Origin of the sequence: Pseudomonas songnenensis (genome assembly GCF_003696315.1) — a bacterium.
GTDB classification, from domain to species: domain Bacteria; phylum Pseudomonadota; class Gammaproteobacteria; order Pseudomonadales; family Pseudomonadaceae; genus Stutzerimonas; species Stutzerimonas songnenensis.
In genome coordinates this window covers 367,504-385,718 of record NZ_RFFN01000001.1, presented here as the reverse complement: position 1 = coordinate 385,718, position 18,215 = coordinate 367,504, and the positions used below count along the sequence as shown (strand labels likewise).

General features: G+C 65.9%; 15 protein-coding genes. 5 read left to right on the top strand and 10 right to left on the bottom strand.

Annotated features, from left to right (window positions below):
- Positions 1 to 26: 26 nt before the first annotated feature.
- From EA798_RS01790 to EA798_RS01775, 4 genes are all read left to right on the top strand, one after another.
- A complete protein-coding gene (locus EA798_RS01790) occupies positions 27 to 1,406 on the top strand; it encodes an NfeD family protein (RefSeq protein ID WP_122097844.1) in 1,380 nt (459 codons plus the stop codon).
- On the top strand, positions 1,396 to 2,154 hold the full coding sequence (locus EA798_RS01785) for a slipin family protein (RefSeq protein ID WP_106157376.1): 759 nt from the start codon (positions 1,396 to 1,398) through the stop codon (positions 2,152 to 2,154). Before EA798_RS01790 ends, EA798_RS01785 begins: the two co-directional genes overlap by 11 nt.
- On the top strand, positions 2,155 to 2,658 hold the full coding sequence (locus tag EA798_RS01780; RefSeq protein ID WP_106157375.1) for an LEA/WHy family protein: 504 nt from the start codon (positions 2,155 to 2,157) through the stop codon (positions 2,656 to 2,658).
- A 311-nt stretch (positions 2,659 to 2,969) separates the two neighbouring features.
- Entirely contained in the window at positions 2,970 to 4,241 is a 1,272-nt protein-coding gene (locus EA798_RS01775; RefSeq protein ID WP_122097843.1) for an OprD family porin, read from the top strand.
- Positions 4,242 to 4,345: 104 nt separating this feature from the next.
- On the opposite strand, the gene EA798_RS01770 is transcribed toward EA798_RS01775, so the two are convergent.
- The 10 genes from EA798_RS01770 to kdgD form a co-directional block, all read right to left on the bottom strand.
- Entirely contained in the window at positions 4,346 to 4,675 is a 330-nt protein-coding gene (locus EA798_RS01770) for a DUF3325 family protein (protein WP_122097842.1), read from the bottom strand.
- Positions 4,672 to 6,198 (bottom strand): PepSY-associated TM helix domain-containing protein, encoded by a 1,527-nt coding sequence (locus EA798_RS01765; protein ID WP_122097841.1) that lies wholly within the window; start codon positions 6,196 to 6,198, stop codon positions 4,672 to 4,674. Before EA798_RS01765 ends, EA798_RS01770 begins: the two co-directional genes overlap by 4 nt.
- Positions 6,195 to 6,491, bottom strand: a complete 297-nt coding sequence (locus tag EA798_RS01760; protein WP_122097840.1) for a DUF3649 domain-containing protein — start codon at positions 6,489 to 6,491, stop codon at positions 6,195 to 6,197. The genes EA798_RS01765 and EA798_RS01760 overlap by 4 nt, the downstream gene beginning before the upstream one ends.
- A gap of 49 nt (positions 6,492 to 6,540) precedes the next feature.
- Positions 6,541 to 8,661 (bottom strand): TonB-dependent siderophore receptor, encoded by a 2,121-nt coding sequence (locus EA798_RS01755; RefSeq protein WP_122097839.1) that lies wholly within the window; start codon positions 8,659 to 8,661, stop codon positions 6,541 to 6,543.
- Positions 8,662 to 8,812: 151 nt separating this feature from the next.
- Complete coding sequence (locus EA798_RS01750) at positions 8,813 to 9,703, bottom strand: aldose 1-epimerase (protein ID WP_122097838.1); 891 nt, start codon at positions 9,701 to 9,703, stop codon at positions 8,813 to 8,815.
- 133 nt (positions 9,704 to 9,836) lie between these two features.
- Complete coding sequence (locus EA798_RS01745) at positions 9,837 to 10,766, bottom strand: 2-hydroxyacid dehydrogenase (RefSeq protein WP_122097837.1); 930 nt, start codon at positions 10,764 to 10,766, stop codon at positions 9,837 to 9,839.
- A gap of 93 nt (positions 10,767 to 10,859) precedes the next feature.
- Positions 10,860 to 12,413 (bottom strand): galactarate dehydratase, encoded by a 1,554-nt coding sequence (garD, locus tag EA798_RS01740; protein WP_122098166.1) that lies wholly within the window; start codon positions 12,411 to 12,413, stop codon positions 10,860 to 10,862.
- A gap of 110 nt (positions 12,414 to 12,523) precedes the next feature.
- A complete protein-coding gene (gudD, locus tag EA798_RS01735; RefSeq protein WP_122097836.1) occupies positions 12,524 to 13,864 on the bottom strand; it encodes a glucarate dehydratase in 1,341 nt (446 codons plus the stop codon).
- A 93-nt stretch (positions 13,865 to 13,957) separates the two neighbouring features.
- Positions 13,958 to 15,400, bottom strand: coding sequence for an aldehyde dehydrogenase family protein (locus EA798_RS01730; protein WP_122097835.1), 1,443 nt, complete (start codon positions 15,398 to 15,400; stop codon positions 13,958 to 13,960).
- 70 nt (positions 15,401 to 15,470) lie between these two features.
- The gene (kdgD, locus tag EA798_RS01725; protein ID WP_042921940.1) at positions 15,471 to 16,382 is read right to left on the bottom strand and encodes a 5-dehydro-4-deoxyglucarate dehydratase; all 912 of its coding nucleotides are present in this window, start codon (positions 16,380 to 16,382) and stop codon (positions 15,471 to 15,473) included.
- A gap of 440 nt (positions 16,383 to 16,822) precedes the next feature.
- Here kdgD and EA798_RS01720 point away from each other — a divergent pair, with 440 nt between their 5' ends.
- Positions 16,823 to 18,214, top strand: coding sequence for an enolase C-terminal domain-like protein (locus EA798_RS01720; RefSeq protein ID WP_122097834.1), 1,392 nt, complete (start codon positions 16,823 to 16,825; stop codon positions 18,212 to 18,214).
- The last annotated feature ends 1 nt before the right edge of the window (position 18,215 follow it).

The following is an 18,215-nucleotide window of genomic DNA, read 5'->3' as shown; positions in this document are numbered from 1 at the left end:
CGTGCCGTCGCCAGAGGACATTCGCCATGCCTCGCCACCCCCTTCGCTGGCTGCTTTTTCTGCTCTGCGTGCTGGCGGTGCAGGGCGCAAGCGCCGCGGCGCCGGTGACACTGCTGCGGGTGGATGGCGCCATCGGTCCGGCCAGCGCCGATTACATCCTGCGCGGTCTGCAACACGCCCGCGACGAGGGCGCACAACTGGTGGTGCTGGAGCTGGACACCCCCGGCGGGCTCGACGTCTCCATGCGCGCCATCATCAAGGCGATCCTCGCCAGCCCGGTCCCCGTTGCCACCTATGTCACCCCCAGCGGTGCCCGTGCGGCCAGCGCCGGCACCTACATGCTCTACGCCAGCCACGTCGCGGCCATGGCGCCCGGCACCAATCTCGGCGCGGCAACGCCGGTGCAGATCGGCGGTGGAATGCCTGGCGCTCCGCCCGAGCAGCCGAAGGGCGAGAAAGATGAGGACGCGCACAAGCCCGCCGATGCCATGAGCCGCAAGCAGATCAACGATGCGGCGGCCTATATCCGCGGCCTCGCCCAGCTGCGCGAGCGCAATGCCGAGTGGGCCGAGCAGGCGGTGCGCGAGGCGGTCAGCCTGTCGGCCAGCGAAGCACTGGAACTCAAGGTGATCGATTACCTGGCGCGCGACGTGGCCGACCTGCTGCGCCAGCTCGATGGCACCAGCCTCGCCACCATCGCTGGCGACGTCAGCCTGAACACCGCCGATGCCCAACTGATCGAACATGCACCCGACTGGCGGGTACGCCTGCTGGCGGTGATCACCAACCCGAGCGTGGCGCTGATCCTGATGATGATCGGCATCTACGGGCTGATCCTCGAATTTTCCAGCCCGGGCATGGGCGGTGGCGGCGTGCTCGGCGGCATCTGTCTGATCCTCGCGCTGTATGCGCTGCAACTGCTGCCGGTGAACTACGCCGGCGTCGCGCTGATCCTGCTCGGCATCGCCTTCATGGTCGCCGAGGGCTTTCTGCCCAGCTTCGGCATGCTCGGCATCGGTGGCGTTGCCGCGTTCGTCACCGGCGCGGTGATCCTGATCGACACCGACGTGCCCGGCTTCGGCATACCCCTGTCGCTGATCGTGCCGCTGGGAGTCGTCAGCGCGCTGCTGGTGTTCGCCCTCGTCGCCATGGCCTTGAAGGCACGGCGCCAGCGGCTGGTCAGCGGCGACAGCGCGCTGATCGGCAGCCTGGTACTGGTCGACGCAGTGCCACCACAGAACCCGCACAGCGGCTGGGTGCACCTGCAGGGCGAGAACTGGCAGGTGCGCAGCGCCACCGCGCTGCAGGTCGGCCAGCAGGTGCGCGTGATCGCCCGGCACGGCCTGCAACTGGAAGTCGCACCACCATCTGCAACCAATCGAGAGGAGCTGAACCATGGCTTATGAAATGAGTTTTCTGGTGCTGCTGGTCCTGCTGGTGGGGGTGCTCGCCTCGGCGTTCCGCATCCTGCGCGAGTACGAGCGCGGCGTGGTGTTCATGCTCGGGCGCTTCTGGAAGGTCAAGGGACCCGGGCTGATCCTGATCATCCCGGGCGTGCAGCAGATGGTGCGGGTCGACCTGCGCACCCTGGTGCTGGACGTGCCGACGCAGGACGTGATCTCCCGCGATAACGTTTCGGTGAAGGTCAATGCGGTGGTGTACTACCGCGTGCTGGACGCGCAGAAGGCGATCATCCAGGTCGAGGACTACCACTCGGCGACCAGCCAGCTGGCGCAGACCACCCTGCGTGCGGTGCTCGGCAAGCACGAACTGGACGACATGCTGGCCGAGCGCGAACAGCTCAACAGCGACATCCAGCAGGTGCTCGATGCACAGACCGACGCCTGGGGGATCAAGGTGTCCAATGTCGAGATCAAGCATGTCGACCTCGACGAATCCATGGTCCGCGCCATCGCGCGCCAGGCCGAGGCGGAACGCGAGCGCCGAGCCAAGGTCATTCATGCAGAGGGCGAACTGCAGGCGTCGGAGAAGCTGATGCAGGCCGCCGAAATGCTCGGCCGGCAATCGGGCGCGATGCAGCTGCGCTACATGCAGACGCTGAGCAACATCGCCGGCGACAAGAGCTCCACCATCGTCTTCCCGCTGCCCATCGAACTGCTGCAGGGCATCAAGAACCTCGACAGGAAACCCTGAGTGCACATACTTGCCACGCTTCACCGCCCGCTGCGTCTGCTGCTGATCGCCCTGCTTGCCTCGGCACTCGGCGCCTGCGCAGCGTTTTCGCCACGCGACCCGCTGAACGTTCAGGTCGCCGGCATCCAGCCGCTGCAGGGCGAAGGGCTGGAGTTGCGCTTCATGGTCCGGCTGCGCCTGCAGAACCCCAACGAGGCCGCCATCGATTACAACGGCGTCGCCCTCGATCTGGAGGTCAACGGTCGCCGCCTGGCCAGTGGCGTCAGCGACCAGCGCGGTACGGTGCCGCGCTTCGGCGAAAGCGTGCTCAGCGTGCCGGTGACCATCTCGGCATTCTCCGCGGCACGTCAGGCGCTGGGCCTGGCCGAGCACGTCGGGCTCGACGAGGTACCCTACGTGTTGCGCGGCAAGCTCGCCGGCGGTCTGTTCGGCACCCAGCGCTTCGTCGAGAAAGGCACCTTCGATCTCTCTCCGGCAACAACCTCACCCTATCGTCGCCCGTGAGTCATACGATCACTCAACCAAAACCAATGATCCCCTGCGCAGGTATCCGATGATTGGCATCGTGCATTTCCGTGCGCCACACTGACGTCCTATCGGCGCTCACGGCGCCTACCCGGGCTTAAAACCCGCCTTCCAGCTCTACTGACCACCCTTGCGTTAGACCTTAGGCGACGTTGACAAGGACGAAGTCATGCCCATAATGCGATTAGTCATATGACAACTGACGTCATTAGACTTGCCATCAGGCATAGACCACCGCCCCCACGGTGGCCACACCGGGGCGGCCCATCAAGCAAGGGAGCACAACAATAATGACCCCACGCACCCCCTCGTCCGTCGCGCTGTTCGCTGGCGGCTGCATGACCCTGGCATCGCTCGGCTTTGCCGCCAGCGCGCAAGCCGAAGGCTTCATCGACGACTCGAAGCTTTCACTCAACCTGCGCAACTTCTACATCAACCGCAATTTCGTCGACCCCGACTACGCCCAGAGCAAGGGTGAGGAGTGGACACAGAGCTTCATCCTCAACTTCCAGTCCGGCTACACCCCCGGCCCGATTGGCTTCGGCGTGGATGCACTGGGTCTGTTGGCGGTCAAGCTCGATGGCGGTGGCGGCACCTACGGCACCGGCCTGCTGCCGGTACATGGCGCACCGGGCGACCGGCATCCGCCGGATGACTTCGGCCGCCTGGCGGTTGCGGCCAAGGCCAAGCTGTCCGAGACCGAAGTGCGTGTCGGTGAGTGGATGGTGGTGTTGCCGATCCTGCGCTCGGATGACGGCCGCTCGCTGCCGCAGACCTTCCAGGGCGGCATGATCACCTCCAGGGAGATCAACGGCCTGGCGCTTTACGGCGGGCAGATGCGGCAGAACAGCCCGCGCGACGACGGCAGCATGGACGACATGTTCCTGCAGGGTTTCGCTGGCGTGACGTCCGACCGTTTCAACTTCGTGGGTGGCGAGTACGAGCTTGGCGCGAAGACCAAGGTCGGCGCCTGGCATGCCCGTCTGGAAGACATCTACCAACAGAACTACTTCCAGTTCCTGCACACCCAGCCGATCGGCGAAGGCATGGCGCTGACCGCCAACCTTGGCTATTTCACCGGCAAGGAAGAAGGCAGTGCGCGGGTCGGCGACCTGGACAACAAGACCTACTCCGGCCTGTTCGGCCTGCAGGTGGGCGGCAACACCTTCTACGTCGGCCTGCAGAAGGTCAGCGGCGACAATGGCTGGATGCGCGTCAACGGCACCAGCGGCGGCACCCTGGCCAACGACTCGTTCAACTCCGCCTACGACAACCCCAACGAGCGTTCCTGGCAGCTGCGCCATGACTACAACTTCGCCGGCATGGGCGTTCCGGGCCTGACGATCATGAACCGCTACATCAGTGGCGATCGCATCGAGGCCGGTGGCGTGGATGATGGCAAGGAGTGGGGCCGCGAGTCGGAGCTGGCCTACACGGTGCAGAGCGGTCCCTTCAAGAACCTCAACGTGAAATGGCGCAACTCCAGCATCCGTCGCGACTACAGCGCCAACGAATTCGACGAGAACCGCCTGATCTTCAACTACCCGCTGTCTCTGCTGTAAGCGGTAGCGCAGTACGCAACCCTCCTCGCTCCGGTTGCGGTAAATCTTTGGCCCGTCGTCTGACGGGCCTTTTTTCGTCTCTCGCGCCGGCCGGTGCCCAGTCGTTACGAAACGCCCTGCAAGAGACCGCCCAGCGCGAGTACCGGCACAGCCGGCAACACCCAGTGCGCACGCCAGGCCAACAGCAGTACCAGCAGCAGGGCCGACAGCATCACCAGACCAAACCATACGACCGTTCCGATCTCGCCGCCCTGGCTGGCGATGCCCTGCCACAAGGCGATGCCGAAACAGCCCGCGGCCAGCAAACGAAGGATCGTCGCGCCGGGCAGACGCGCATCGGCGCGCAGCAGCACGCCACGGTGGCGATTCATCGTCAGGCACAGCAGCACCATGCCCAGATAGGCCAGGGCAAAAGCCAGTAACAACACGTTCATGCCTCCTGTATTCGAGCCGCGCGGCCACGCGCCGCGGCAGCAGCCGGCGTTGTGTTCAGGCGCCAGGCGCTGGCCGCACAGACCAGCCCGGCGACCATCAGGAACAGATCGACCGAGGCCAGCACCCAGTCACCACGACCGAGACTCGCGATCAGGTGGCCATCGGAGGTCAGCGCGTTGATGATTGGCAAGCCGAGCGCAAGCACCGCACCAAGTAACAACTGCTCGCGCAGCAAACGCCGCCCCTGCTGACGCCGCAGCACGGACCAGAGCGCAACCAGCAGCCAGGCGCCGGCGAACACCCAGCCTTCGGCGACCGCCCGCTCGGCGAAGCCGGCCGGGATCAACCGGTTGCCCCACAGCAGCGCCAGGCTGGCCAGCGGCAGACCGGCGAACACCGAGGCGTTCAGCGCACGCACCCAGACCACGCTCGCATCACCGCGCTGCTCGCGTTTGGCCAGCCAGACCTGCAGCCCACCGACCAGCATGGCGCACCCGGCAAGCCCCATCAGCAGATAGAGCAGACGCACCAGCGTGCCGCCGAACTGCGCCATATGCAGCCCCGCCAGCCAGAGGTAGGCGCGATAGCCGGTGGAGGCATCCTGACGGTTGAGCAGTTCACCAGTGCCGGCGTCGTAGCTGAGGGTGTCCTGCGGCGAGCCGATCCGCGAACGGTCCCGGCGACGGACATCCACCACCGCCGACGCATCATCGGGATGATGCACGCTGACCCAGCCCGCCTCGCCACCGCCCCACTGCCGCTGCGACTCGACAATCAGCGCATCGAGGGACACCGGAGCCGGCGGCGGCTGGCCCACTTCTTCGCGCTCGAAGCTGCCCATCACCTCGCCGAAGTACTGCATGACGTTGCCGGAATAGCTCACCTGCGCGGCAGCCGGCATGTAGGACGCGACGAAGATCGCCACGCCGGTGTAGGCGAGCACCAGATGGAATGGAAAGCCGACCACGCCGAACAGGTTGTGCGCATCGAGCCAGGCACGCTGGCCGTTGGCCTTGGGCCGCAAGGTGAAGAAGTCCTTGAAGATGCGCCGGTGGATGATCACCCCCGACACCAGCGCGACGAGCATGAACATGCCGGCCAGGCCGACGATGTACATGCCGATGTCGCCGGCGTGCAGGTTGTAGTGCAGCTTGAAGAAGAACTCGCCACCCACCGTTTCCGCCATCGGTTCGGCCTGCGCGCTGCGCGGGTCGAAGGCGACATTGTGGATCGTCTTGGTGGCATCCACTTCCCAGCCCAGTCGCCAGTACGGTTCACGCTCGGTAGGGCCGTGCATCCAGAAGGCATGCAGCTCCTCGCTGACGTTCTGCTGCAACCAGCCGCGCACGTCATCGGCGCCCAGACTCGATACCACGCCGTCATGCAGCGCGGGGCGCATCCAGCGGGTGAGCTCCTTGTCGAAGCAGGCGACGGTGCCGGCGAAGATGATCACGAAGAGCAACCAGCTTGGCAGCAAACCGCCCCAGGTATGCAGGCCGGCCATGCTTTGGCGCAGTTTCATGGACGAACCCTCCAGTCGCCGGAAAGGAACGCGGCCAGGCACAGCACCGCGGTAACGCCGATGATCGGCAGCCATAGCCGCGTGGCACTGCGGGCGGCGAACACGTAGATCGCCACGGCGGTCCACACGGCAAAGCTGGCGAGGCTGGAAAACACCACACGATCAGGCCGTGCCAGCGGCAGATAAACCGCCAGAAAGGCGGTCACCGCATAGGCGACCGCGTAACCGCCGACCAGCGCCGCGAGCACGCGCGACGCGATGTTCCAGCGGTTGATGGATACATTGCGACTCACCTCGAGTCCTCCCTTGCAGGCCTGTGTGTGGTGCCTGGCTCAGCGGCGATCAAAAGCTGTAGCTCGCGGTCGCTGTCAGGGTGCGACGGTTGCCAGTGAAGCAGTCGCCGCGTGACAGGCAGGTGGTGTAGTAGGTTTCGTCTTCCAGGTTGGTGGCGTTGAGGGTGAGCGACCAGTCCTGGTAGGCGTAGCCGAGCATGGCGTCGAACAGCGTGGTCGACGGCGTCTTCAGGCTGTCGGTGCCATCCCAGCTGGCGCCGACATAGCGCACACCGGCGCCGGCACTGAAACCGGGAATGCCGGCGATGCTGAAGCGATGCTGCGACCACAGCGAGGCCATGTGCTCGGGCACGCTTTCGATTCGTTTACCTTGCGTCTCTGCTTTGCCCACGACCGTTTCGCTGTCGAGGTAGGTGTAGTTGGCGATCAGGTTCCACTCGGGCGTCAGTTCCACCAGACCTTCGAGTTCCAGACCTTTGATCTGCGTCTCGCCAGCCTGAGCGCTGCCTCGCGCCGTCGCTCCGGATATCTGGCGATTCTTCTCGCGCAGATCGAACACGGCCGCAGTCAGCAAGGTGTTGCTGCCAACTGGCTGGTATTTCACCCCGAGTTCCCACTGCTCACCCTCAACAGGCTTGTAGGACTGCTGGGTGTCCGGGTTCAGGCCGATGATTGGCGAAAATGACTCGCTGTAGCTGATATACGGCGCCACGCCATTGTCGAATAGATAGGTCAGCCCGACCCGACCGGTAACCGCATCGTCTTCTTGCCGCGCACCATTCTCGACTCGGGTGTCGGTCCAGTCCTTGCGCAGACCGAGCGTCATTAGCCAGTTCTGGTAACGGACCTGATCCTGCACATACAGGCCTTTTTGCCCAACGCGCTGTTGCGGTTGATCCACAAGGCTAACCACCGAGGGGTCGAAGGTGCCGTATACCGGCGAATAGAGATCCAACGGCGTCGCCAAACCGAATGCGGTCCGGCTGTCGGTTACCGAATGCTGGTAGTCGATACCTACCAGCGCGGTGTGTTGCAGTGCACCGGTGTCGAAGCGGGACTCTGCCTGGTGATCAGCATTCCAGATGGTGACTTCCGGTTTGCTGACCCAATAGACGCGGTTGATCGTGCGGCCATCCGAATTCAACCCGAACGAACTACCGTACATCGTCTGATAGCTGACCTTGCTCTTCTGCCAGCGCAGGTTCTGCCGCAGTGTCCAGTTGTCGTCCAGGCGCCAGGCCATCTGCGAGGTCAGCGCTTTCTGCTCGGCGTCGTATTCATCGAAGCCGGGTTCACTGACGAAGCGCTCACTACCGATGTGCCCGTACGGCGCGCCAAGCACCGTGCCACGGTGCGGCAGAAAAGAGCTGGTGGTGCCGCCGTCGTCCTTCTGCACGTTGGCCATCAGCGTCCATTCGAACTGCTCGTTGGGCCGCCAGGTCAGCGACGGCATGAACAGCAGGCGGTTGTCCTTGGTGTGATCGACCTGGGTCTGGCTGTCACGCTGGATCGCCACCACGCGATAGAGCAACGTGCCGTCTTCATCCAGCGGGCCGGTGCTGTCGAAAGCGACCTGCTTGCGGTCGAAACTGCCGTATTGCAGCTGCAGCTCGCTTCTCTGTTCAGCCTGCGGGCGCTTGCTGACGAAGTTGAGCAGGCCGCCGACCGGGCTTTGCCCGTAGAGCATCGAGGATGGCCCCTTCAGCACCTCGACACGCTCGAGGGTATAGGGATCGGTACGGGTGTTGCTGTAGTAACCAACACTCTTCTGCAGGCCATCCAGAAAGATGCCAGGCGTGGTGCCGCGTATCAGCGCCGAATCACCACGGCTGTCGAAACCATAGGCCTCGCCACGCATGCCCGCCACGTAGCGCAACGAGTCCTGGATGGTCAGCGAACCCTGGTCGCGGATGCGATCGGCGGTGATCACGCTGATCGACTGCGGCGTCTCGATGATCGGCGTGTCGGTCTTGGTTGCGCTGACGCTGCGCTTGGCGACGTAGCCGTCCACCGGGCCGTTGCCCCGCTCGGTCTCGCGCGGCGCGGTGATCTGCTGTGCCTCCAGCTCGACTGCCTCCTGCGCCTCGACGGCGAAGCAGGCAACCAGCATGGGCAGGCCCAGCACCAGCGGGCGCAACGAAAACGGAGGCGAAGCGACAACGAGACTCATGGCGTTCTTCCTTGTTACTTATGTAAACGCGCATGATATTGATAAATGTTTTCATTTAGAAGCTATGTTTTGTCTGATCATCGACGTAGCGGCTCTCAGCGGAGCGGTCTTGCACCGCTGATGGCGGGGGCCGACAGTCGCAGGCGCGGTATCAGCCCGACGTCGCGCCAAGCCGCAGCCGGCAGTGGCGAGTCAGGGTCTGCCCGGGCGCGAGGATTTCCAGCCCTTCTCCGCCACGATTAAGCGCGGCATTGGCGTGGGACACCGGCTCCACGGCGAGGAAACCCTGAGCGGCCGGCGGGGTGTAGACGATCAGGTGTTCGAGCCCGGGCCCGGCCTCGATCGCCAGGCTCAGCCGCCGCTCCGGCCAGCGGAGCCGGGCCTGACCATTCCAGCCGGTGAAATTGTTGTCCAGCCCCGGCTCGTTCACGGCGCGCAGCTGGCTGAAATCCCAGCCAGCCGGAATCGCCGCCTGGCGCAGCGGCAGCTGCTGCTCGTCGGCCAGCCAGACCGCCTCGGCAGCGAACTGCAGCTCGACACCGGCATGCCGTGGAAAGTATGGGTGCCAGCCGAGCCCCGCCGGCATCGGCCGGTTGTCGCGGTTGTGCAGCCGCAGCTCCAGTGCCAGGCCATCGTCCAACAGCTGCAGCCGCTGGCTGAGGTGGAAGGCGAACGGCCAGTGCGCGGCGTTCTCGCCCTGGTCTGGCTCGTGAGCCAGGCTCAGCAGCAGGTGATCGGCACCCTGCTCGTCCAGCTGCCAGGCCCGTTTCCAGGCCACGCCATGGATCGGCAAGGCGTGATCGGCCGAGTTGCGGCGCAGGTGATGGGCGCTGCCGTCGAAGTCGAAACGGCCCGCGGCGATCCGGTTGGAATATGGCGCCAGCACGAAGCAGCCCGTGCGCCGCACCTGTTCGCTGCCATCCCAGGGCCGCAGCAGATCGAAGCCCTCGAAGGCGAAACGGGTGATCGCCCCGCCCAGCGCCGGGCAGACCGACAGCTGCAAACCGGCACGACTGAGATGCAGTTCATCGAAGCAAGCCATGGCTTCACCCTTCCAGAATGTGCCGTGGCACCTGCAGAGCACTTGTGACGCTCCCGGGTGCTCGCAGCGAACGATCAAGCAATGACGACGGAAGCTTGTGACACCCGACGTGTACGCTGGGCGCCGGTCGTAGTCAGACCGGCGTCACCAGCTGCCCCTCGGCGAGGAAGCGCTGCAGATTGGCCAGCACCAGGTCCTCCATCGCACCGCGGGTTTCCCGGGTGGCGCTGCCGATGTGCGGCAGCAACACCACGTTGTCCATGCCCAGCAGCGCCTCGGGCACCTGGGGCTCCTGGTCGAACACGTCCAGCGCGGCGCCGCCGAGGCGGCCGGCCTGCAGCGCCTCGACCAGCGCTGGCTCGTCCACCACCGAACCGCGCGCGACGTTCACCAGCAGGCCCTCCGGGCCGAGCGCCTCAAGCACGTCGCGGCTCACCAGGCCGCGGGTCTGCGGGCCACCGACGCAGGTCAGCAGCAGCACATCGGCCCAGCGCGCCAGCTCTACCAGGCTGCCGGCGTACTCGTAGGGGCAGTCGGTAAGCGGTCGGCGGTTGTGATAGCGCACTGGCATGGCAAAGCCCTCGGCGCGCTTGGCTACCGCCTGGCCGATGCGGCCGAGACCGAGAATGCCGAGCCGGCTGCCGGTGACCCGGCGCGCCAGCGGCAGGTTGCCGTTCAGCCAGCCGCCGGCACGGACGAAGCGATCGGCGCGGTTCAGCTGCCGGCGGCCGTCGATGATCAGGCCCATGGCGAGGTCGGCGACACAGTCGTTGAGCACCTCCGGCGTGTTGCTGATGGCGATGCCGCGGGCCTGCGCCGCCGGCACGTCGATGGGGTCGTAGCCGACACCGAAGCTGACGATGGCCTTGAGCGCCGGCAGCCGCGCCATCAGCTCGGCCGAGCAGCCGAAGCGCGAACCGGTGACCATCACCTCGATCGCTTCGGCCAGCTTATCCAGGCGCGCGGCGGTTTCGGCCTGCCACAGCGGCAGGATGTCGTAGCGGCTGGCCAGTTCACGGTCGAGCCGCGCCGACAGCGGCGCGACCTGCAGCAGATAAGCCATGGTGTTCTCCTCGAAACGTGCTCCGTAGACCGCGCCTGATGTCAGTTCCGCAGTGTTTAAGTGTGCCAGCCCGATGCGGCCTTGCGGCGCCGGTCAGGTAATGGGCGCCGGGTTGAACAGCACCAGGTCGTTGTGCAGGCGGTGCTGCTCGGCCCAGGTCTGCTTCCGCCCGCTGGCGACGTCCAGGTAATAGTGGAACAGCTCCCAGCCGAGTTCCTCGATGCTCGCGCGGCCACTGGCGATGCGCCCGGCGTCGATATCGATCAGGTCAGGCCAGCGCTCGGCCAGCTCGGTGCGCGTCGCCACCTTGACCACCGGCGCCATGGCCAGGCCGTAGGGCGTACCGCGGCCGGTGGTGAACACGTGCAGGTTCATCCCGGCAGCCAGCTGCAGCGTGCCGCAGACGAAGTCCGACGCCGGGGTGGCGCAGAAGATCAGGCCCTTTCGCGCGACCCGCTCGCCCGGCCCGACCACACCGTTGATGGCGCCGCTGCCGGATTTGACGATGGAGCCCAGGGACTTCTCGACGATGTTCGAAAGTCCGCCCTTCTTGTTGCCCGGGGTGGTGTTGGCGCTGCGGTCGGCGGCGCCGCGCTCCAGGTAGCGGTCGTACCAGTCCATCTCGGCGATCAGCGCATCGGCGACCTCCGGCGTTTCGGCGCGGGCGGTGAGCATATACACCGCATCGCGCACCTCGGTGTTCTCCGAGAACATCACCGTGGCCCCGGCGCGCACCAGCAGGTCCGCCGCATAGCCCAGCGCGGGGTTGGCGGTAATGCCGGAGAAGGCGTCGCTGCCACCGCACTGCATGCCGAGGATCAGCTCGCTGGCCGGCACCGTTTCGCGGCGGCGCTGGTCGAGTTTTTTCAGCCGCGTTTCGGCCAGCGCCATGATCTGCTCGATCATCTCGCCGAAGCCGCTGTTCGACTCCTGCAGGCGGTACAGCCAGGGGTCACGCAGGTCCACCGAGGGATCGCCCTCGTGCATCACCTGCTCGGCCTGCAGCTTCTCGCAGCCGAGGCTGATGACCAGCGCTTCGCCGCCGAGGTTCGGGTTGCGCGCCAGGTTGCGCACGGTGCGGATCGGGATGTAGGCGTCGCGCGCGTTGATCGCCACGCCGCAGCCGTAGCTGTGGGTCAGGGCGACCACGTCGTCGACGTTCGGGTACTTGGGCAGCAGCTCGTCGCGGATGCGCTTGACCGCATGCTCCAGCACGCCGGTGACGCACTGCACCGTGGTGCTGATGCCGAGGATGTTGCGCGTGCCAACGGTGCCGTCGGCGTTGCGGTAACCCTCGAAGGTGTAGCCCTCGAGCGGCTCGAGCGCAGCCGGCACAGCGGTGGCACGCGGCAGGCTGTCCAGCGGTGGTGCGCTGGGCATCCGCAACTGGGTTTCCTTGACCCAGCTGCCACGGCGCAGGGGCTCGAGGGCAAACCCGATGATCTGCCCGTAGCGGCGCACCGGCTCGCCTATGCCGATGTCGACGAGCGCGACCTTGTGGCTCTGCGGAACGGCCTCGACCGTGACCAGCCCGCCCTCGAACTGCGCGCCGACCGGCACGCCGCCGTCATTGACCACCACGGCGACGTTGTCCGCCTCGTTCAGGCGGATGCAGCGCGGGGAATCCTGGTGGGGAATCAGTTGCACGGTTTCGCTCATGTCTGCTCCGGTTGGTCCGGTTGTTGTTCTGTGGGTGCGATCACTAGTCGTAGGGTGGATGGCCGAAGCCATCCACCGCCTCACCCGGCAAGCGTGGCTTATCGCACCATGCAGGGCTTCTTGTTGTTGAAGGTCCAGTTGGAGATCAGGTACTGCATGGCGATGGCGTCATCGCGGGCGCCCAGGCCTTTTTCCTTGTACAGCGCATGCGCCTTGCGCAAGGCATCCCAGTCCAGCTCGACGCCCAGCCCCGGCTTCTGCGGCACCGAGACCTTGCCGCCGACGATCTTCAGCGGCTCGAGGGTCAGGTGCTGCCCGTCCTGCCAGATCCAATGGGTGTCGATGGCGGTGACGCGACCCGGCGCGGCGGCTGCCACGTGGGTGAACATCGCCAGGGAGATGTCGAAGTGGTTGTTCGAGTGCGAGCCCCAGGTCAGACCGAAGTCGGCGCACATCTGCGCCACGCGCACGGACCCGGCCATGGTCCAGAAATGCGGGTCGGCCAGCGGGATGTCCACCGAGTTCAGCTGCACCGTGTGGCTCATCTGCCGCCAGTCGGTGGCGATCATGTTGGTCGCGGTGGGCAGGCCGGTGGCGCGGCGGAATTCGGCCATCACCTCGCGGCCGGAATAGCCGTTCTCGGCACCGCAGGGGTCTTCGGCATAGGCCAGCACACCGTGCAGGTCGCGGCACAGGCCGATGGCTTCGTCCAGCGACCAGGCGCCGTTGGGGTCCAGCGTCACGCGGGCGTCGGGGAAGCGCTGGGCCAGGGCGCGGATCGCCTCGACTTCCTCTTCGCCGCGCAGCACGCCGCCCTTGAGCTTGAAGTCCTTGAAGCCGTAGCGCTCGTAGGCCGCCTCGGCCTGGCGGACGATGCGCTCCGGCGTCATCGCCTCCTCGTTGCGCAGGCGGAACCAGGCGTCGTCGGCGCTGGATTCGTCGCGGTAGCCAAGGTCGGTCCTGTTGCGATCACCGATGAAGAACAGGTAGCCGAGCATTTCCACTTCGTCGCGCTGCTGACCATCGCCGAGCAGGGCGGCGACCGGCACCTCAAGGTGCTGGCCGAGCAGGTCGAGCAGCGCCGACTCCAGCGCGGTAACGGCATGAATGGCGATGCGCAGGTCGAAGGTCTGCAGGCCGCGGCCGCCGGCGTCGCGGTCGGCGAAGGCGCGGCGCGCACGGTTGAGCAGCGCGTTGTACTGGCCGATGGGTTCGCCGACCAGCAGGGCGCGGGCGTCTTCCAGGGTCTGGCGAATGGCTTCGCCGCCCGGCACCTCGCCGACGCCAATATGACCGGCGCTGTCCCTGAGGATGAGGATGTTGCGGGTGAACCAGGGCCCATGGGCGCCGCTGAGGTTCATCAGCATGCTGTCCTGCCCGGCGACGGGCACGACGGTGAGTTCGGTGATGCGGGGCGTGCCCGTTGCGGCAATGGTCATGGGTGTCCCTCTGTTGTTCTTGTCGGGGATGCGGCGCCCGCGCGGGGCGCCGTTACGCAGTTTCGCAGCGCGGCCTTTCGACCGGCTTTCACCTCAACCGATGTAGGTGGTCTTCACCGTGGTGTAGAACTCCTGGGCGTAGCGGCCCTGTTCGCGCGGCCCATAGGACGAGCCTTTGCGGCCGCCGAAGGGCACGTGGTAGTCCACCCCGGCGGTGGGCAGGTTGATCATCACCATGCCGGCCTGGGCGTGGCGCTTGAAGTGGTTGGCGTACTTCAGCGAGGTGGTGCAGATACCGGCGGACAGGCCGAATTCGGTGTCGTTGGCCATCGCCAGCGCCTCGTCGTAGTCCTTGACCTTCACCACGTTGGCCACCGGACCGAATATCTCTTCACGGCTGATGCGCATGCTCGGGTTGCTGTCGACGAACAGCGTAGGCGCCAGGAAGTAGCCCTCGGTGCCACATTTGACCCGCTCGCCGCCACAGGCCAGGCGCGCGCCTTCCTGCTTGCCGATCTCGATGTAGCGCAGGTCCTGCTCCAGCTGGGCCTGGGACACCACGGGGCCGACGTCCACGCCCTGCTCCAGCGCCGGGCCGACCTTGATCTTGCTGATGCGCTCGACCATCGCCTCGACGAAGCGGTCGTAGATGCCCTCGGTGACGATGATGCGGCTCGACGCCGTGCAGCGCTGGCCGGTGGAGTAGAAGGCGCTCTGGGTGCACAGCTCGACGGCGACCTTGAGGTCGGCGTCGTCCAGCACGATCTGCGGGTTCTTGCCGCCCATCTCCAGCTGCACCTTGGCGCCGCGCGCCACGCAGGCCTGGGCGATGCCGCGACCGACGCCGACCGAACCGGTGAAGGTCACGGCGTCGACGTCCCTGGCATTGACGATGGCCTCGCCGACTTCACGGCCGCGGCCCATCACCAGGTTGAACACGCCGGCCGGGAAGCCCGCGCGGGAGATGATTTCGGCGATGGCCCAGGCGCAGCCCGGTACCAGGTCGGCCGGCTTGATCACCACACAGTTGCCGAAGGCCAGCGCCGGGGCGATCTTCCAGGCGGGGATGGCGATGGGGAAGTTCCAAGGCGTAATCAGGCCAATCACGCCGAGGGGTTCGCGAGTCACTTCAACACCAACACCGGGGCGCACCGACTGCAGCGTCTCGCCAGCCTGGCGCAGGCATTCGCCGGCGAAGTACTTGAAGATGTTGCCGGCACGGGCGACTTCGCCGATGGCTTCCGGGAGGGTCTTGCCCTCTTCGCGGGCCAGCAGCGTGCCGAGCTCTTCACGGCGGGCGAGGATTTCCAGGCCGACCTTTTCCAGCGCATCGGCGCGCGCCTGGATGCCGAAGGTGGCCCAGGCCGGAAAGGCGCGGCGGGCGGCGGCGACGGCCTGCTCGACCTGCCCGGCATCGGCCTGGGCGTATTCGCCGATCACGTCAGAGAGGTCGGACGGATTGGTGTTGGCCTGGTAGCGATCCGAGCCGACCCACTGGCCGTCGATGTAGTTGTCGTAGCGTTGTACGTCAGCCATGCAAAGTGTCCTCTGATGATGCCCGGCGCAGCCATTGCGCAGGGCGGCGCCGGGGCGATTCCGGAAAGGCTTACTGGGCGCCCTGCTTCTCGATCAGCACCGCCAGACGCTCGTATTCGTCGGGCTTCAGCTCGGTCAGCGGCGCGCGCACCGGGCCGGCGTCGTAGCCGGAAATGCGGGCGCCGGCCTTGACGATGCTGACCGCGTAGCCCTTGCAGCGATTGCGGATGTCCAGATACGGCAGGAAGAAATCGTCGATCAGCTTGCCGACGGTTTCGTGATCCTCGCGGGCGATGGCCTTGTAGAAGTCCATGGCGGTCTTCGGAATGAAGTTGAACACCGCCGAGGAATACACCGGCACGCCTAGCGCCTTGTAGGCCGCGGCATAGACTTCCGCGGTCGGCAGGCCACCGAGATAGCTGAAGCGCTCACCGAGGCGGCGGCGGATCGACACCATCAGCTCGATATCGCCCAGACCATCCTTGTAGCCGATCAGGTTCGGGCAGCGCTCGGCCAGCTGCTCCAGGTGCGTCGCGGTCAGGCGGCAGACGTTGCGGTTGTAGACCACCACGCCGATGTTCACCGACTTGCAAACCTGCTCGACATGCAGGGCGACGCCTTCCTGGCTGGCCTCGGTGAGGTAGTGCGGCAGCAGCAGCAGACCCTTGGCACCCAGGCGCTCGGCTTCCTGCGCCATCTGAATGGCCAGGCGGGTCGGACCACCGACGCCGGCGAGAATCGGCACGGTGCCGGCGCAGGTATCAACGGCGGTCTTGATGATCTCGCTGTACTCGCGCGGCTCCAGCGAGAAGAACTCGCCGGTGCCACCGGCAGCGAACAGCGCCGAGGCACCGTAGGGGCCGAGCCATTCCAGGCGCTTGACGTAGCCGGCGCGATTGAAGTCGCCCTGCGCGTCGAAGTCGGTGACCGGGAACGACAGCAGGCCGGACGAGAGGATGGCCTTCAATTCTTGTGGGTTCATTATTCGAGCATCCTGAATGCGTGTTGTTGAGGTACAAGGGCATCAGCCTTGAGATACGTTATCGTACAACTAAAAATAGTCCAACCGTTTTTTCTGCGCATTTTCTTCAGTGCTGAAAGCGAAATGCCTTTCACTCGCCCGGCCAGGGCAATCTGTGCAAAGTCTGCTGCTTAAAGGCATAAGCAGCCACAGCCAACCCAGCTGAATGCACTGATGATTTCGTTTGACAGGTGACGTAGCGAACTGTAAAAAATCCTCCGTAGTCGTACGACGACCTATGACCACAATAACAATAGCGAGGCCCCGGACATGTTCCGCAATTGCCCGTCCCCTGCGCAGCCGCTGGCTGCCAACAACGCCATCCGCTGCGCTGCCTCGGCAGATGCGCGCACAGCGCCCACCCCGGTCGCTCGCCTCGCCTGCAGCGGAGGCCGCGCACAATGAGCCAGACGTTCAGTGCAACACCCCGCGTCCAGAGCATGCAGGTCATCCCGGTGGCCGGCCACGACAGCATGCTGCTCAACCTCTGCGGCGCCCACGCTCCCTACTTCACCCGCAACCTGGTGCTGCTCACCGACAATGCCGGCAACACCGGCATCGGCGAAGTGCCGGGTGGCGAAGGCATCCTCCAGGCGCTGGAGCGCTGCCGGCCGCTGGTCATCGGCCAGCCGATCGGCCTTTACAACCGCACGCTCAACAGCCTGCGCAGCGCCATCGCCGGCAACGCCGCCGGTACACCGCAAGCAACCCGCCACGAGGTGACCTCCGAAGCCGAGGCCGCCGTGCTGCGCCAGCCGCACGAGATCAACCTGCGCCTGGACAACGTCATCACCGCGGTCGAGGCCGCGCTGCTCGACCTGCTCGGCCAGCACCTGCAGGTGCCGGTAGCCGAGCTGCTGGGCAGCGGTCAGCAACGTGACGCGGTGCCGATGCTCGCCTACCTCTTCTATATAGGCGATCGCCAGCGCACCGACCTGCCCTATCTGGCCAGCACCGGTGAGGATTGGTACCACCTGCGCCATCAGCAGGCGCTGACCCCTGACGCGATCGCCCGTCTGGCCGAGGCCGCCGCAGCGCGCTACGGCTTCGCCGACTTCAAGCTCAAGGGCGGCGTGATGCGGGGCGCGGAGGAGATGCAGGCCATCGCCGCGATCAAGGCGCGCTTCCCCGATGCCCGCGTCACCCTCGACCCCAACGGCGCCTGGTCGCTGGACGAGGCCATCGCCCTGTGCAAGGGCCAGGGCCACCTGCTGGCCTACGCCGAGGACCCCTGCGGCCCGGAGAACGGCTATTCCGGCCGCGAAATAATGGCCGAGTTCAAGCGCGCCACCGGCATTCCCACCGCCACCAACATGGTCGCCACCGACTGGCGGCAGATGGGCCACTCGCTGCGCCTGGAGTCGGTCGACATCCCGCTCGCCGACCCGCACTTCTGGACCATGCAGGGCTCGGTGCGCCTGGCGCAGATGTGCGAGCAGTTCGGCCTGACCTGGGGCTCGCATTCGAACAACCATTTCGACGTCTCGCTGGCCATGTTCACCCATGCCGCGGCCGCTGCACCGGGCCGTATCACCGCCATCGACACCCACTGGATCTGGCAGGAAGGCCAGGAGCGCCTGACCCGCGAGCCACTGCAGATCGTCGACGGCCAGGTGCGCGTGCCCGAGCGCCCGGGCCTGGGTATCGAGCCGGACATGGACCGGATCATGGCCGCCCACGAGTTGTACAAGAAGGTCGCCAGCGGCGCCCGCGACGACGCCATGGCGATGCGTTACCTGGTGCCTGGCTGGACCTATGACCCGAAGAAACCCAGCCTCGGCCGCAATACCTGAA

What these genes read in the sequence shown, in the direction of transcription:
- kdgD (WP_042921940.1), bottom strand. Translation starts at nt 16,382, where the DNA reads ATGAACCCACAAGAATTGAAGGCCATCCTCTCGTCCGGCCTGCTGTCG.
- EA798_RS01765 (WP_122097841.1), bottom strand. Translation starts at nt 6,198, where the DNA reads ATGAAACTGCGCCAAAGCATGGCCGGCCTGCATACCTGGGGCGGTTTG.
- EA798_RS01745 (WP_122097837.1), bottom strand. Translation starts at nt 10,766, where the DNA reads ATGGCTTATCTGCTGCAGGTCGCGCCGCTGTCGGCGCGGCTCGACCGT.
- EA798_RS01770 (WP_122097842.1), bottom strand. Translation starts at nt 4,675, where the DNA reads ATGAACGTGTTGTTACTGGCTTTTGCCCTGGCCTATCTGGGCATGGTG.
- EA798_RS01730 (WP_122097835.1), bottom strand. Translation starts at nt 15,400, where the DNA reads ATGGCTGACGTACAACGCTACGACAACTACATCGACGGCCAGTGGGTC.
- gudD (WP_122097836.1), bottom strand. Translation starts at nt 13,864, where the DNA reads ATGACCATTGCCGCAACGGGCACGCCCCGCATCACCGAACTCACCGTC.
- EA798_RS01755 (WP_122097839.1), bottom strand. Translation starts at nt 8,661, where the DNA reads ATGAGTCTCGTTGTCGCTTCGCCTCCGTTTTCGTTGCGCCCGCTGGTG.
- EA798_RS01785 (WP_106157376.1), top strand. Translation starts at nt 1,396, where the DNA reads ATGGCTTATGAAATGAGTTTTCTGGTGCTGCTGGTCCTGCTGGTGGGG.
- EA798_RS01790 (WP_122097844.1), top strand. Translation starts at nt 27, where the DNA reads ATGCCTCGCCACCCCCTTCGCTGGCTGCTTTTTCTGCTCTGCGTGCTG.
- EA798_RS01750 (WP_122097838.1), bottom strand. Translation starts at nt 9,703, where the DNA reads ATGGCTTGCTTCGATGAACTGCATCTCAGTCGTGCCGGTTTGCAGCTG.
- EA798_RS01775 (WP_122097843.1), top strand. Translation starts at nt 2,970, where the DNA reads ATGACCCCACGCACCCCCTCGTCCGTCGCGCTGTTCGCTGGCGGCTGC.
- EA798_RS01720 (WP_122097834.1), top strand. Translation starts at nt 16,823, where the DNA reads ATGAGCCAGACGTTCAGTGCAACACCCCGCGTCCAGAGCATGCAGGTC.